Origin of the sequence: Pseudomonas sp. IT-93MI4, assembly GCF_949767635.1 — a bacterium.
GTDB lineage: Bacteria > Pseudomonadota > Gammaproteobacteria > Pseudomonadales > Pseudomonadaceae > Aquipseudomonas > Aquipseudomonas putida_A.
In genome coordinates, this window is record NZ_CATKPP010000033.1 from 331,748 (window position 1) to 346,923 (window position 15,176).

At 61.5% G+C, this 15,176-nt stretch carries 12 protein-coding genes; 4 read left to right on the forward strand and 8 right to left on the reverse strand.

Going from position 1 to position 15,176, the window contains the following annotated elements; genetic code table 11:
- Positions 1-9: 9 nt before the first annotated feature.
- From tldD to mreB, 8 genes are all read right to left on the reverse strand, one after another.
- Entirely contained in the window at positions 10-1,452 is a 1,443-nt protein-coding gene (tldD, locus tag ACM6I7_RS16120) for a metalloprotease TldD (protein ID WP_414888863.1), read from the reverse strand.
- A 4-nt stretch (positions 1,453-1,456) separates the two neighbouring features.
- Positions 1,457-2,317: a carbon-nitrogen hydrolase family protein gene (locus tag ACM6I7_RS16125; protein WP_096795350.1), complete on the reverse strand. Its 861-nt coding sequence runs from the start codon at positions 2,315-2,317 to the stop codon at positions 1,457-1,459.
- 58 nt (positions 2,318-2,375) lie between these two features.
- The gene (locus ACM6I7_RS16130) at positions 2,376-6,179 is read right to left on the reverse strand and encodes a YhdP family protein (protein ID WP_414888864.1); all 3,804 of its coding nucleotides are present in this window, start codon (positions 6,177-6,179) and stop codon (positions 2,376-2,378) included.
- A 75-nt stretch (positions 6,180-6,254) separates the two neighbouring features.
- Positions 6,255-7,712, reverse strand: a complete 1,458-nt coding sequence (gene rng / locus ACM6I7_RS16135) for a ribonuclease G (RefSeq protein WP_007961585.1) — start codon at positions 7,710-7,712, stop codon at positions 6,255-6,257.
- Between the two features lie 58 nt (positions 7,713-7,770).
- On the reverse strand, positions 7,771-8,367 hold the full coding sequence (locus ACM6I7_RS16140; RefSeq protein WP_096795348.1) for a Maf family protein: 597 nt from the start codon (positions 8,365-8,367) through the stop codon (positions 7,771-7,773).
- A 44-nt stretch (positions 8,368-8,411) separates the two neighbouring features.
- The gene (gene mreD, locus ACM6I7_RS16145; protein ID WP_096795347.1) at positions 8,412-8,903 is read right to left on the reverse strand and encodes a rod shape-determining protein MreD; all 492 of its coding nucleotides are present in this window, start codon (positions 8,901-8,903) and stop codon (positions 8,412-8,414) included.
- Positions 8,903-10,015, reverse strand: coding sequence for a rod shape-determining protein MreC (mreC, locus tag ACM6I7_RS16150; RefSeq protein ID WP_150370275.1), 1,113 nt, complete (start codon positions 10,013-10,015; stop codon positions 8,903-8,905). Before mreC ends, mreD begins: the two co-directional genes overlap by 1 nt.
- A gap of 141 nt (positions 10,016-10,156) precedes the next feature.
- Positions 10,157-11,194 carry a rod shape-determining protein MreB gene (gene mreB / locus ACM6I7_RS16155; RefSeq protein WP_002555108.1) on the reverse strand — a complete coding sequence of 346 codons (1,038 nt, stop codon included), beginning with the start codon at positions 11,192-11,194 and terminating at the stop codon, positions 10,157-10,159.
- Positions 11,195-11,405: 211 nt separating this feature from the next.
- Here mreB and gatC point away from each other — a divergent pair, with 211 nt between their 5' ends.
- The 4 genes from gatC (at position 11,406) to ACM6I7_RS16175 (ending at position 15,143) form a co-directional block, all read left to right on the forward strand.
- Positions 11,406-11,693 carry an Asp-tRNA(Asn)/Glu-tRNA(Gln) amidotransferase subunit GatC gene (gene gatC / locus ACM6I7_RS16160; protein WP_003221657.1) on the forward strand — a complete coding sequence of 96 codons (288 nt, stop codon included), beginning with the start codon at positions 11,406-11,408 and terminating at the stop codon, positions 11,691-11,693.
- 16 nt (positions 11,694-11,709) lie between these two features.
- The gene (gene gatA, locus ACM6I7_RS16165; RefSeq protein ID WP_414888865.1) at positions 11,710-13,161 is read left to right on the forward strand and encodes an Asp-tRNA(Asn)/Glu-tRNA(Gln) amidotransferase subunit GatA; all 1,452 of its coding nucleotides are present in this window, start codon (positions 11,710-11,712) and stop codon (positions 13,159-13,161) included.
- Positions 13,162-13,171: 10 nt separating this feature from the next.
- Positions 13,172-14,617, forward strand: coding sequence for an Asp-tRNA(Asn)/Glu-tRNA(Gln) amidotransferase subunit GatB (gene gatB / locus ACM6I7_RS16170; protein WP_007961565.1), 1,446 nt, complete (start codon positions 13,172-13,174; stop codon positions 14,615-14,617).
- 151 nt (positions 14,618-14,768) lie between these two features.
- The gene (locus ACM6I7_RS16175; protein WP_414888866.1) at positions 14,769-15,143 is read left to right on the forward strand and encodes a septal ring lytic transglycosylase RlpA family protein; all 375 of its coding nucleotides are present in this window, start codon (positions 14,769-14,771) and stop codon (positions 15,141-15,143) included.
- Positions 15,144-15,176 lie beyond the last annotated feature (33 nt).

Here is a 15,176-nt window from a genome sequence, read left to right on the forward strand (position 1 = left end):
CACCTCTGTTTATGCTCCCGTGCCACCCACGGTAATCGCATCGATCTTCAGCGTCGGCTGACCGACACCCACCGGCACCGACTGCCCGTCCTTGCCGCACGTGCCCACACCGCTGTCCAGCGCCAGATCGTTACCGACCATCGACACCCGGCTCATCGCCTCGGGGCCGTTGCCGATCAACGTCGCGCCCTTGACCGGCGCGGTGATCTTGCCGTCCTCGATCAGGTACGCCTCACTGGTGGAGAACACGAACTTGCCGCTGGTGATGTCGACCTGACCGCCGCCAAGGTTGGCGCAGTAGATGCCCTTCTTCACCGACGCGATGATTTCCGCCGGATCGCTCTCGCCTCCGAGCATGTAGGTGTTGGTCATGCGCGGCATCGGCAGATGCGCGTAGGACTCGCGACGACCGTTGCCGGTACGGGCCACGCCCATCAGACGCGCATTGAGCTTGTCCTGCATGTAACCTTTGAGCACGCCGTTCTCGATCAGTGTGGTGCACTCGGTCGGAGTGCCTTCGTCGTCGACGCTCAGCGAGCCGCGACTACCGCTCAACGTGCCGTCATCGACAATGGTGCAGAGCTTGGAGGCAACCATTTCGCCCATCCGCCCGCTGTAGGCCGAACTGCCCTTGCGGTTGAAGTCGCCTTCCAGACCGTGACCGACCGCTTCGTGCAGCAGCACACCGGACCAGCCCGAACCGAGGACGACAGGCAAGGTGCCGGCCGGTGCCGGAATCGCTTCCAGATTCACCAGGGCCTGACGCAGTGCTTCACGGGCATAGCCCATGGCACGGTCTTCGGCGAGGAAATAACGGTAGTCGGTACGCCCGCCGCCGCCATGTCCGCCGCGCTCGCGACGCCCATTCTGCTCGACGATCACGCTGACGTTGAAACGTACCAGCGGACGCACATCAGCGGCCAGGCCACCGTCGGTGGACGCCACCAGAATCCGTTCCCAGACCCCGGCCATGCTCACGCTGACCTGCTGAATCCGTGGATCGAGAGCGCGGGTGGCGACGTCGATGCGCTTGAGCAGCTCGACTTTCTCGGCGCGGCTCAGCACTTCCAGCGGGTTGTCCGGCGCATACAACTGCGCGACATCCTGAGTGCTGAACGCCTGCACCGTGCCGTTCTGCCCGGCGCGGGAGATCGAACGCGCGGCACGGGCCGCAGCGCCGAGGGCCTCAAGGGTGATCGCATTGCTGTAGGCAAAACCGGTTTTCTCGCCGGACTGCGCACGCACGCCAACACCCTGGTCGAGGTTGAAGCTGCCTTCCTTGACGATACCGTCTTCCAGCGACCACGATTCGGAGATCTGGCCCTGGAAATACAGATCGGCAGCATCAATGCCCGGGCCGGCCAGATCGCCGAGCACACCTTGCAGGCTCTCGATGGTCACGCCGCCGGGCGCCAACAGGTGATCACTGACTGAGGACAACAACTCGCTCATAGGTTTACGCCTTAAATTCATGTTCTGAAGCAGGCCGCTGGGCGCCCTGCGAGAAAAACCGCCGATGACTCGTCACCGGCATTCGCGCCCTGATAGACGCTTGTTCATCACTGTCGCGTGCGGCCAACAATACCGCCTCGCCTTGATCCTGATGCGCCAGCACACGGCCCCACGGGTCGACAATCGCCGCATGACCGAAGGTTTCACGCGGTCCCGGGTGAGTCCCGCCCTGCGCTGCCGCCAATACATAACACTGCGTCTCGATGGCCCGGGCGCGAATCAGCACATCCCAATGCGCCGCACCGGTCACTGCGGTGAAGGCCGACGGGGCGGTAATCAACTCGGCACCGGCGGCGCGCAATTCGCTGTACAGCTCCGGAAAGCGCAGGTCGTAACACACGGTCAGGCCGACTCGGCCAACCGGCGTGTCTGCGACCACCACGCCACTGCCATAAGCATAGTCATCGGATTCGCGATACCGCCCGCGATTGTCCGCCACATCAACATCGAACAGGTGCAACTTGTCATACCGTGCCACGGTTTCACCCTGATCGTTGACCAGCAGCGAACAGGCATGCGACTTGGCGTCCGGTTGCCCAAGCGGCGGCAACGGCAAGGTGCCGGCCACTATCCATAACTTGAGGTCGCGGGCGGTCTGTTTCAACCATGGCAGGATCGGACCTTCGCCAAGCGCTTCGGCACGGCCGATGTCGGCGATGTCGCGACGGCCCATGGCGGCGAAGTTTTCCGGCAGCACCGCCAGCTTCGCGCCGCCGGCCGCGGCCTGTTCGAGCAGGCGTCGAGCCTGCGCCAGATTGGCCAGCACATCACTCTGGCTGACCATTTGAATCACCGCTAAAGACATGGCGCACTCCGTAACAGGTATGCGGCCATGCTACTCCATAGGCCTGGGATGTGGCTGTTCAAAAAGGCTTGTCGAAGGTGATTTTCGGCTCTTTCCACGGGCCTTTGACGGTGTACTTGACGCTGGCGAAGCGCGCCACGCGGTCGCCGATCAGCTTGTCGATCAGGAACAGCGCCCCGCCGACCGCCGGTGCGCCGACGATCAACGCGGCAATCGGCAGGTTGTTGGTCACCGGCAAGGTCACCAGCAATTTGGCGTCGACCTGATCGCCGACCAGATCCAGCGTACCGTCCAGCTCAAGATTGCTCGAAGGACCGGTCAGACGAATCGGCTCGCGGGTGACATACACGCCGTTATTTGCCACCAACAGGCCCTTGACCCGATCGTAGCTCAAGCCTTTGCCAAACAAGTCGGAGAAGTCCAGACGCAGACGACGGCCGATGGAGTTGAAGTTGAGCAGACCGAACACCCGCAACGCCTGCGCGCCGCCCTCCACTTCAACGAACTGACCTTTATTGAGCGAGGCATCCAGCGTGCCGGAGAAGCGCTTGGTTGCCAGCCATGCCGGCGAGCCCGGCCAGCGGCCATCGACATCCATGTGGAACTCTTCACTGGTCACGCTCGGCGCAAAGCCCCAGCCCTTGAGCACATCGGCAAGGTTCTTGCCGCTGATCCGGCCCTTGAACCAGCTGTTGGTCGAACCCGGCGCCCCTTCCCAGCCGCCATTGCCCTGCAACAGGATGCCCTTGAGGCCCATATCGAGATTGTTCAGGGCAATGCCTTTGGCCGTCGGTCGAACCTTGAGCGACCAGCCGCCCACCAGATCCTGGCCCAGAAACAACTGATTGATGGTGATATCCAGCGCGGGAATCTTCGTCGGGTCGACCGAAACCAGCGGATCAGGCGAATTCTCGTCGGCCTGCACCGTCGGATCCGGCGCCGGCAGACGTACGTATTGCAGATTGACCGCGATCGGCGCGCCCTTGGCATCGGGCAGGCTGGCCGAACCCTTGGCCTGCTGGCTGTCGAGCGACAGATTCCACGCCCATGGCTTGCGATTGACCTGCACGGCGGCCTGATCGAGCGTGGTGCCGAATGCGGTGAGCTTGCCCACCTTGAAGTCGGCACTGTTGAGCAATTGTTTGGCACTGCCGCCCGGATCGTTGCCGGCGTATTTGCTGACCAGATCCTGCCACGGCGCGACGTCCAGCTCCGACAGCACACCGCGAATGCGCAGGCCCTTGGCGTCCGGCAGGAGTGCGTCGCCGGTACCGAGGAACAGCTCACCGCGACCCTCGGCGATATTGCTCGGCGGCGCGGCGAAGGTGAAGCTCGCCAGTTGATCGTAGTTGACCCAGTAACGCCGCTCCGCACCTTGCAACGTCATGCGGAACACCGTGTCACGACCCTGCTCGGCCGACATGCCGAACGGTGCCGGCAGATCCACTGCCACACCTTTCATGCTGGAGCTGACAGTGAGCTGACTGTCAGTGCCGTCAAGGTTGACCTGCAACTGATACGGAAGGGTCCCGGAAACCGGCAACGGCTGAGTCACGCCCAGCCAGTCAGTGAGCTTCTTGACCTCGACCTGCCCGGAAGCCGCGACCCGAGTCTTGAGCTTGTTCGGGCTGCCATCAGCGAAAATCTGCGCGGTCACCGGCTTGTCGAAGGCCCTGGCGGCGATGTTCTGCCCGCTCAGCCCCTTGGCGCTGTCAAAACGGAAATCGCCCTTGAGCTGACTCAGTTCCAGCTTCGGCTCAGCCAGTTTCAGGCGCGCATTGGCGGTTTTGAAATCGACGAGGATCTTCGGCAGATCGCCCTTTTCCAGCGGAATGTCGAGTTTGACCCTGCCCTGCAAATCGCCCTCGCCTTCCCAGCCGGCAAAGGTTTCGCCGGTACCGATCGGCGCGGTCTGCAGAATCTTCAAGCCATCGCCCAGCCCGCCGGCAAACCCGCCGTCGAGCAACAGATGGGTGGGCTGCCCGGCCGGCACATGGGGAATGTTGACGAAAACGTCGCTGACCTGGGTGTCGAGCAACTGGCCCTTGTCGGCCACGATGCGCACGCCGCTGTCCTCGATGAACACATCGCCGCTGACCTTGCTCACGTGCGGCCAGCCCGGCTGGAACGCCAGCTCGGCGTCATGCACCTTGAAGAACAGGCTGATGCTGCGATCCACGTCCTTGGCGTTTTTGCTCAGCGAACCCTGGTACTGGAAGAAGCCCTGATCCACGGCGCCCTTGAGGATCGCTGTACGCAGCCACTCGTCGAGGGCCGGACTCAAGACTTCGGGCAGGTATTTGGCGGTGTAGCGACCATCGCCATCGACCAGCCCGACGCGCAGGTCCATGTAGTCTTCCTGGCTATGGTCGAAGTGCAGGCGGATCAGGAAGTCGCCGGCAATTTTGCCCTCTTCGCCCAGCACTTTCAGGTACGGCGCGATCAGGGTGAAACCTTCTTTATCGAGCTTCCAGGTCAGTCGGGCATTGGCCTGGATGTATTGCCATGGCTTGGCGAAGATCGGGTCGAGGTGCAGGACGAAATCCTTGCTGTCCAGGCGCAACTCGCCACCGTCGAGGTTGCCGCTGAGGCTGCCACTGACGTTTCGCGCCGCCGGGGCACCGTGATAGGCATCGAAACCGACATTATCGAGGTTGGCCGCAAAGCCGAATTTCGAGCCGTCGGTGGCATTGGGACGAAAATCCAGCAGCACGTTGCGCAGTCCACCCGTCACCTTCAGGTGGTCGACGACCGTAGCGACGTTTTCGGGCAACGGCCCCAGCGCATTGAGCAACGGCGTGATCGGTGTCAGGTCGAGGCGGTCGGCCTGCAAGTGCCACAACTCATCGGTTTTATCGGTGGCCACCGTCTGCTTGAGCTGCACATGGGATTCCCAGCGGGTCTCGCCGAAGTTCATCGCCAGCGAATCGAGAGTGACAATCGCGCCCTCGTCATCGCGCTGGTAATAGCCGTTGAGCGCCAGATTGCTGATCTTGATCGGCTTGCGCTCGGCATAAGCGCCGGTCACCTGTGGTGCGTTCAAACGGATGGCGGCGCTTTGCAGAGCGCCGTCGTTCCAGTTCACCCACAGCTCGCCGCCCGCTTTGATCTCGGAAAAATTCCACTGTTGAGTCACACGCTCAGGCAGCCACTTCGACCAATCGCTTTGCGGCAGGCTGACATAACCTTCCACCGAACTGTTCGGCAATTGAGAGGGGCGAATCCGTGTACGCAGGCTCATCGCCACCGGTTGCCCATCGGGCAAGGTCAGACGAGCATCAAGACGCTGACGGCTGCTGCCGGTTTTCAGATTCAGTCCGACGTAGGTAAAGGTCATCGGCGCCTGATCCAGCGGCTGCACGGTCACCTGACTGTCGAGCACCGACAGTTGCTGAACCATCTGCGAACGTTGGAACAATTGCTCGGGATCCAGCGGCTGATCGTTCTGCACCGGCAGGCCTTCCAGCGCCCAGGTACCGTCCTGCGCTTCCTTGACGCTGATTTTCAGGCCGTTCAGTTCCAGGTGGGCGATGCGGACTTCGCGCGCCAGCAGACTGGCCCAGAGATCAGGCACCACGCGCACCCGATCCAGACGCAAGGCATTGGCGCCGTCACCGACCATCACATCATGGGCCAGCAGAATCGGCGCGAAGCCGCTCCAGTTGCCTTCCAGTTCGCCGATCTGCAACGGCATGCCGAGTGCGGCGGTGGCCTTGTCTTCGATATCGGTGCGGTATTCCGCCACCAGCGGCGTCAGTTCCCGACCGAGGCTGACGTACAACGCCATCAACACCAGAACCAACGCGCACAGGCCCAGCCCCCAGCGGGTCAGTGCGGCCAAAATGCGTGTCAGACGCTCCATGTCAGTTGGCTCCCATGGCAAAAAAACTACTGAAAGCTGAGGCCAGCCGTTTTGGATTAGTTGTGCTGCAGGGGTTCAGAGCAGCACCACGTCATATTGTTCCTGGGAATACATGGTTTCGACCTGAAAGCGTATGGTGCGGCCGATGAACCCTTCAAGCTCGGCGACGTTACCGGACTCTTCATCGAGCAAACGGTCCACCACTTTCTGGTTCGCCAGCACCCGGTAACCTTCGGCCTGATAGGCGCGGGCTTCGCGAAGAATCTCGCGGAAAATCTCGTAACAGATGGTTTCCGGGGTCTTCAACTTGCCCCGGCCCTGGCAACTGCTGCACGGCTCGCACAGCACTTGCTCAAGGCTTTCACGGGTGCGCTTGCGGGTCATCTGCACCAGGCCCAACTCGGTGATGCCAATGATGTTGGTCTTGGCGTGATCACGTTCGAGCTGTTTTTCCAGGGTGCGCAGCACCTGGCGCTGATGCTCCTCATCTTCCATGTCGATGAAGTCGATGATGATGATCCCGCCCAGATTGCGCAGGCGCATCTGCCGGGCAATCGCGGTGGCGGCTTCGAGGTTGGTCTTGAAGATGGTTTCTTCAAGGTTGCGATGGCCTACAAACGCGCCGGTGTTGACGTCGATGGTGGTCATGGCTTCCGCGGGATCGACCACCAGATAACCGCCGGACTTGAGCGGCACCTTGCGTTCGAGGGCTTTCTGGATTTCGTCTTCGACGCCATACAGGTCGAAAATCGGCCGTTCGCCCGGATAGTGTTCCAGACGATCGGCGATTTCCGGCATCAGTTCGGCGACGAACTGCGTGGTTTTCTGGAAGGTTTCCCGGGAGTCGATACGGATTTTCTCGATCTTCGGGCTGACCAGATCGCGCAAGGTGCGCAGGGCCAGACCGAGGTCTTCGTAGATCACACTTGGCGCGCCGATGGTCTGGATCTGCGCATTGATCTGATCCCACAGACGGCGCAGGTAGCGGATGTCCATGAGGATCTCATCGGCCCCGGCACCTTCGGCGGCGGTACGCAGGATGAAGCCACCGGCCTCCTTGATTCCTTCCTTGGCCACACAATCGCTGACCACCTGTTTGAGGCGCTCGCGCTCGGCTTCGTCTTCGATTTTCAGGGAAATGCCGACGTGGGCGGTGCGCGGCATGTACACCAGATAGCGCGACGGAATCGACAGCTGCGTGGTCAGGCGCGCGCCCTTGGAACCGATCGGATCCTTGGTCACCTGTACCACCAGGCTCTGCCCTTCGTGCACCAGCGCGCTGATGCTTTCCACCGCCGGGCCTTCGCGCAAAGAAATTTCCGAGGCATGAATGAACGCGGCGCGATCCAGACCGATGTCGACGAATGCCGCCTGCATGCCCGGCAGCACCCGGACAATCTTGCCCTTATAGATGTTGCCGACGATCCCGCGTTTTTGCGTGCGCTCAACGTGGACTTCTTGCAGCACACCGTTTTCGACCACCGCCACGCGCGATTCCATCGGCGTGATGTTGATCAGAATCTCTTCACTCATGGCAGGGTCTCGTTCAGGCATGTTCACGATAATGGCCGCATCTTGATTCGTACGACGCTCATTGCGCGTTCAGGTTTTGCCAACAGGGTATGCCGAAATGGCCCAACAGTTCTGCGGTTTCGCAAACCGGCAGCCCGACCACCGCCGAATAGCTGCCATTGAGCCCGGCGACAAACACCGCGCCGAGGCCCTGAATGCCATAACCGCCGGCCTTGTCCCGGGGTTCGCCACTGGCCCAGTAGGCCGCAGCCTCTTCGCGGCTGATCGGGCGGAACCGCACCAGACTGCGCACCACGCGCGACTCGCAGCGCTCGCCTTCGAGCACGGCGATGGCGGTCAGCACTTCATGCTCCTTGCCGGACAACATCATCAGCATGGCGCATGCATCGGCTTCGTCCACCGGTTTGCCAAGAATTTTGCCGTCGAGCACCACGGCGGTGTCCGCGCCCAGAACGCAAAACGCCGCGTCGGACACCCGCGTGCGTCGACCGGCCTCGGCCTTGCCACGCGCGAGGCGTTCGACATAGGCCGAGGGCGATTCTTCGGGGATTGGGGTTTCATCGATGTCCGCACTGATGGCGGAGAACGGCACGCCGATCTGCGTGAGCAACTCACGCCGACGCGGCGAACCAGAGGCGAGGTAAAGCGGCTTCATCAAGACATCTCCCTTGTCGAGGTGCGGGCACATGCCTGACCGAATCAGTTGATTTTGTAGCGCCGGCGCAATCCACGCAAAGCGAAGCTGACCCAAGGCCAGAGCAAGGCACTGACCAGTGCCGGCAGTACCAGCGCCAGGGTGGGCTGACGATTGCCGGTCAAGGCGCTGAGCCACAGTTGAACCAGTTGAGCGAGGCCGAAGATCACCAGGATCACCAGGCATTGCTGCCACATCGGGAACATCCGCAGACGCTGCTGCAACGACAGCACGAGGAAAGTGATCAGCGTCAGGATCAAGGCATTCTGGCCAAGCAGATCGCCCTGCAGCACGTCTTCGGCCAGCCCCAGGCAGAACGCGGTGACCATGCCGACCGTATGCGGCATGTACAACGCCCAGAAAGTCAGCAGCAAGGCCAGCCAGAGGGGACGCAGGATTTCCATGAACATCGGCAGCGGTGAAACGCTGAGCAGGATGCCGAAGACAAACGTCAGCCAGACAATCCAGCCGTTACGCGAAGCGGTAGCGCCGACCATTATTCTTGTCTCCCGGTGTTGGCTGGCGTGGCGGCAGGTGGTTTCGCCGTCGGGCGCGCAGCAGGCTGGGATGCCGGCGGCTTGCTTGCCGCCGGGGGCTTGGCTGCAGGTTTGGCCGGCGTGGTGCTGGCCGCAGCAGCGGGCGCTGGAGCGGTCGACGCAGCTGGCGTTGCCGCCGCTGCCGGTGTGTTGACGACTTTCGGCACCGTGGCCGGAAGCATCGGGCCACCGCCCTGCGCATCGAGATTTTCCTGGGCCTGCGCCGCATCGTTGGCGCGCTCTTCGGCGGTGCGGTTGTCACTGAACACCAGCAGCAGATAACGGCTGCGGTTCAACGCAGCGGTCGGCACCGCGCGGACAATCGCGAACGGCTGGCCGGAATCGTGGATGACTTCCTTGACCGTCGCCACCGGATAACCGGCCGGGAAACGCTGACCCAGGCCGGAGCTGACCAGCAGATCGCCTTCCTTGATGTCGGCGGTATCGGCGACATGGCGCAGTTCCAGGCGTTCCGGGTTACCGGTGCCGCTGGCAATCGCCCGCAGACCGTTACGGTTCACCTGCACAGGAATGCTGTGAGTGGTGTCGGTCAGCAGCAGCACCCGGGAGGTGTAAGGCATCAACTCGACCACCTGGCCCATCAGACCGCGTGCATCGAGCACCGGTTGACCGAGCACCACGCCATCGCGCTCACCTTTATTGATGATGATGCGATGGGTGAAGGGATTGGGGTCCATGCCGATCAACTCGGCCACTTCGACCTTTTCGTTGACCAGCGCGGAGGAATTGAGCAACTCGCGCAGCCGCACGTTCTGCTCGGTAAGGGCGGCGAGCTTCTGCATGCGGCCCTGCAACAGCAGGTTCTCGGTCTTGAGTTTTTCGTTTTCGGCGACCAGCTCGGTGCGGCTGCCGAACTGACTGGCGATCCCTTCCCACAGCCGTCCGGGCAGGTCGGTGATCCAGTAGGCGTCCATCAACACCAGCGACGCTTGTTTGCGCGCGGGTTTGAGCAGGTCGAAGCGGGCATCGACCACCATCAGCGCGACCGATAGCACGGCCAGCACCAACAGGCGCACACCCAACGAAGGGCCTTTGGCGAAAAGCGGTTTAATAAGCCGCTCCTCCCAGGCAAATGTTCTGTTTATTCATACGGCATCAAACCGGCCTGGATGAAGACTGACAGAAGATAAACGCCAACAGGCAGCACTGCAAAGTGCTGCCTGTGCGCTCACCCACGTATTGCAAACCGGCGCTTATTCGCTGGAGAGCAGATCCATGGTGTGCTTGTCCATCATTTCCAATGCACGGCCACCGCCGCGAGCAACGCAGGTCAGCGGATCTTCGGCAACGATCACCGGCAGACCGGTTTCCTGGGCCAGCAACTTGTCGAGGTCACGCAGCAGTGCGCCACCACCGGTCAGCACCAGGCCACGCTCGGCGATATCGGAAGCCAGTTCCGGCGGCGATTGCTCCAGCGCGCTTTTCACCGCCTGAACGATAGTGGCCAGGGACTCTTGCAGAGCTTCCAGCACTTCGTTGGAGTTCAGGGTGAATGCACGTGGAACGCCTTCGGCCAGGTTGCGACCGCGAACGTCGACTTCGCGAACTTCGCCGCCCGGGTAGGCCGTACCGATTTCCTGCTTGATGCGCTCGGCAGTCGATTCACCGATCAGGCTGCCGTAGTTGCGGCGCACGTAGGTGATGATCGCTTCGTCGAAGCGGTCGCCGCCCACGCGGACGGATTCGGCGTAGACCACACCGTTCAGGGAGATCAGCGCGATTTCAGTGGTGCCACCACCGATATCGACGACCATCGAACCGCGTGCTTCTTCAACCGGCAGGCCGGCACCGATCGCAGCAGCCATCGGCTCTTCGATCAGGAACACTTCACGGGCACCGGCACCGAGGGCCGATTCACGGATGGCCCGACGCTCAACCTGGGTGGATTTGCATGGAACGCAGATCAGCACACGAGGGCTGGGCTGCAGAAAGCTGTTTTCGTGAACCTTGTTGATAAAGTATTGCAGCATCTTTTCGCAGACGCTGAAGTCGGCGATCACGCCGTCCTTCATCGGACGAATGGCAGCAATGTTGCCCGGCGTACGGCCGAGCATGCGCTTGGCTTCGGTGCCGACAGCAACGACACTTTTCTGGTTACCGTGTGTCCGAATGGCCACAACCGATGGCTCATTCAGGACGATACCGCGCTCGCGCACGTAAATAAGGGTGTTGGCAGTGCCCAGGTCAATGGAAAGATCGCTGGAAAACATGCCACGCAGTTTCTTGAACATGGGAAAGGGACCCTAGGCAACGCGTGGGTAAAAAAGTGCGGCAAACTCTAACAACGACAGGGATTTTGGGCAAGGCGCCAATATGTTAAATTGGCCGCTTTTCTGTGCACCAAGCCCCACAATCGCGGCCTTATGACCGTAGAAGTGCGGTAGTGTTCCGACAATCTAACACACGGACGCCGTCCGTTCTGTTTTCCACTGGAGAATCCCGATGGCGCTAGAACGCTCCGACGTGGAAAAAATCGCACATCTGGCCTGCCTTGGCCTGAATGATGCCGATCTTCCGCACATTACTTCCGCCCTCAACAGCATTCTCGGGCTGGTCGACGAAATGCAGGCCGTCGATACCGACGGTATCGAGCCTTTGGCCCACCCGCTGGAAGCCAGTCAGCGCCTGCGCGCCGACGTCGTGACCGAGACCAATCACCGCGAGGCCTATCAGTCCATCGCACCAGCGGTCGAAAACGGCCTGTATCTGGTTCCGAAAGTCATCGACTAAAGGGAAAGAGCCTGCAATGCATCAAATGACTCTGGCCGAGATCGCCCGCGGTCTCGCCGATAAAAAGTTTTCCTCCGAAGAGCTGACCAAAGTCCTGCTGGCGCGTATTACCCAGCTCGATCCGCAGCTCAACAGTTTCATCAGCCTCACCGAAGAGCTGGCACTCGAGCAGGCGAAAGCCGCCGATGCACGCCGGGCCAACGGTGAGAGCGGCGCCCTGCTCGGTGCGCCGATCGCCCACAAGGACCTGTTCTGCACTCAAGGCATCCGCACCAGCTGCGGTTCGAAGATGCTCGACAACTTCAAGGCCCCGTACGACGCCACCGTGGTCGCGAAACTGGCCGCTGCCGGCGCCGTGACCCTGGGCAAGACCAACATGGACGAATTCGCCATGGGTTCGGCCAACGAGTCGAGCTGGTACGGCGCGGTGAAAAACCCGTGGAACCTGGAACACGTGCCGGGTGGTTCGTCCGGTGGTTCGGCGGCGGCGGTTGCCGCTCGTCTGTTGCCGGCGGCCACGGCCACCGATACCGGTGGTTCGATCCGTCAGCCCGCTGCATTCACCAACCTCACCGGCCTGAAACCGACGTACGGTCGTGTTTCGCGCTGGGGCATGATCGCTTACGCCTCCAGCCTCGATCAGGGCGGCCCGTTGGCGCGTACGGCCGAAGACTGCGCGATTTTGTTGCAAGGTATGGCCGGGTTCGACCAGAACGACTCCACCAGCATCGATGAGCCGGTTCCGGATTACTCCGCCAGCCTCAACACTTCGCTGCAGGGCCTGCGCATCGGCGTGCCGAAGGAATACTTCAGCGCCGGTCTCGACCCGCGCATCGCCGAGCTGATCCAGAACAGCATCAAAGAGCTGCAGCAGCTCGGTGCCGTGATCAAGGAAATCAGCCTGCCGAACATGCAGCACGCGATTCCTGCGTACTACGTGATCGCCCCGGCCGAAGCATCCTCAAACCTGTCGCGTTTCGACGGCGTGCGTTTCGGCCATCGCTGCGAAAACCCGGAAAACCTGATCGACCTGTACAAGCGCTCCCGCGGCGAAGGCTTCGGGCCGGAAGTGCAGCGCCGGATCATGGTCGGCGCCTACGCGCTGTCCGCCGGTTACTACGACGCCTACTACCTGAAAGCGCAGAAGATCCGTCGTCTGGTGAAAAACGACTTCATGGCAGCCTTTAATGAAGTCGACATCATCCTCGGCCCAACCACGCCGAACCCGGCCTGGAAACTCGGCGCGAAGAACAGCGATCCGGTCGCTGCCTATCTGGAAGACGTCTACACCATCACCGCCAACCTCGCGGGCCTGCCGGGCCTGTCGATGCCGGCCGGCTTTGTCGACGGTCTGCCGGTGGGCGTGCAGTTGCTTGCGCCGTATTTCCAGGAAGGCCGTTTGCTCAACGTTGCGCACCAGTATCAGTTGAACACTGACTGGCACACCCGCACCCCAACCGGCTTCTGAGGAGACACACATGCAATGGGAAGTCGTGATCGGGCTGGAGATTCACACTCAGCTCACTACCCGGTCGAAAATCTTTTCCGGTAGTTCCACCCAGTTCGGCTCCGAGCCGAACACCCAGGCCAGTCTGATCGACTTGGGCATGCCCGGCGTATTGCCGGTGCTGAACCAGGAAGCGGTGCGCATGGCGGTGATGTTCGGTCTGGCGATTGACGCCGAGATCGGTCAGCACAACGTATTCGCCCGCAAGAACTACTTCTACCCGGATCTGCCGAAGGGCTACCAGATCAGCCAGATGGAATTGCCGATCGTCGGCAAGGGCCACCTGGACATCGCGCTGGAAGACGGCACCGTCAAACGTGTCGGCATCACCCGCGCGCACCTGGAAGAAGACGCCGGCAAGAGCCTGCACGAAGAATTCAACGGTGCCACCGGCATTGACCTGAACCGTGCCGGCACGCCGCTGCTGGAAATCGTTTCCGAGCCGGACATGCGCAGCGCCAAGGAAGCCGTGGCTTACGTCAAGGCGATCCACGCGTTGGTACGTTATCTGGGCATCTGTGACGGCAACATGGCCGAAGGCTCGCTGCGTTGCGACTGCAACGTCTCGGTACGGCCGAAAGGCCAGGTCGAGTTCGGCACCCGCTGCGAGATCAAGAACGTCAACTCGTTCCGTTTCATCGAGAAGGCCATCAACTCCGAGATCCAGCGGCAGATCGAGCTGATCGAAGACGGCGGCAAAGTGATCCAGCAGACCCGTCTGTACGATCCGAACAAGGACGAGACCCGTCCGATGCGCTCCAAAGAGGAAGCCAACGACTATCGTTACTTCCCCGACCCGGACCTGCTGCCGGTGGTCATCGAAGAGTCGTTCCTCGGCGAGGTGCGCGCCACCCTGCCGGAACTGCCACCGCAAAAACGCGAGCGCTTCCAGAGCCAGTTCGGTCTGTCGGCCTACGACGCCAACGTGCTGGCCACCAGCCGTGAGCAAGCGGACTACTTCGAGAAGGTCGCAGCCATCGGCGGCGACGCCAAACTGGCGGCGAACTGGGTGATGGTCGAGTTGGGCAGCCTGCTCAACAAGCAAGGCCTGGACATCGACGAATCGCCGGTTTCCGCTGAACTGTTGGGCGGCATGCTGCAACGCATCAAGGATAACACCATCTCCGGCAAGATCGCCAAAGTGGTGTTCGAAGCGATGGCCAACGGCGAAGGCACGGCGGACGAGATCATCGACAAGCGCGGTCTGAAGCAAGTGACCGACAGCGGCGCGATCTCCGCGGTGCTGGACGAAATGCTCGCGGCCAACGCCGAGCAGGTCGAACAATACCGTGCGGCAGACGAAGCCAAACGCGGCAAGATGTTCGGCTTCTTCGTCGGCCAGGCCATGAAGGCTTCGAAAGGCAAGGCCAACCCGCAGCAAGTGAACGAACTGCTGAAAAGCAAGCTCGAAGGCTGATGCAAATGGGGCCAGACCTGAAGCCTGGCTCCATCCCCTGTGGGAACAATCCATGGCTGAAGGGGGTTTGTGGTGAGGGGATTTATCCCCTCACCACAGAAGCTGATCTTCACATTGGGTTGTTTCCACATTTGTTTTGTGGAGCCTTTGAATGAAACGTCTGCTCGGCGCCTGCGCCCTGCTCTCCTTGCTCGCCGGTTGCGCCAGCAACGACATCATCGACCCGCACGGGTACGACCAGACCGGCGTCGCCTCCTATTACGGTGCCAGGCACCACGGTAAACGCACCGCCAGTGGCGAGCCGTTCAACCAGCATTCCCTGACCGCCGCCCACCGCCAATTGCCATTCGGCACCCGGGTGAAGGTCACCAACCTGAAAAACGACAAATCCTGCGTTGTGCGCATCAACGATCGCGGCCCGCACACCCGCGGCCGCTTGATCGATGTCTCGCGTGAAGCCGCCGAACGCCTCGGCATGCTCGGTAGCGGCACGGCGCGGCTGCGCATTCAGGCCCTCGACGACTGATGGAGCGCTGACCATTTTTGCTCTAGCCGACTT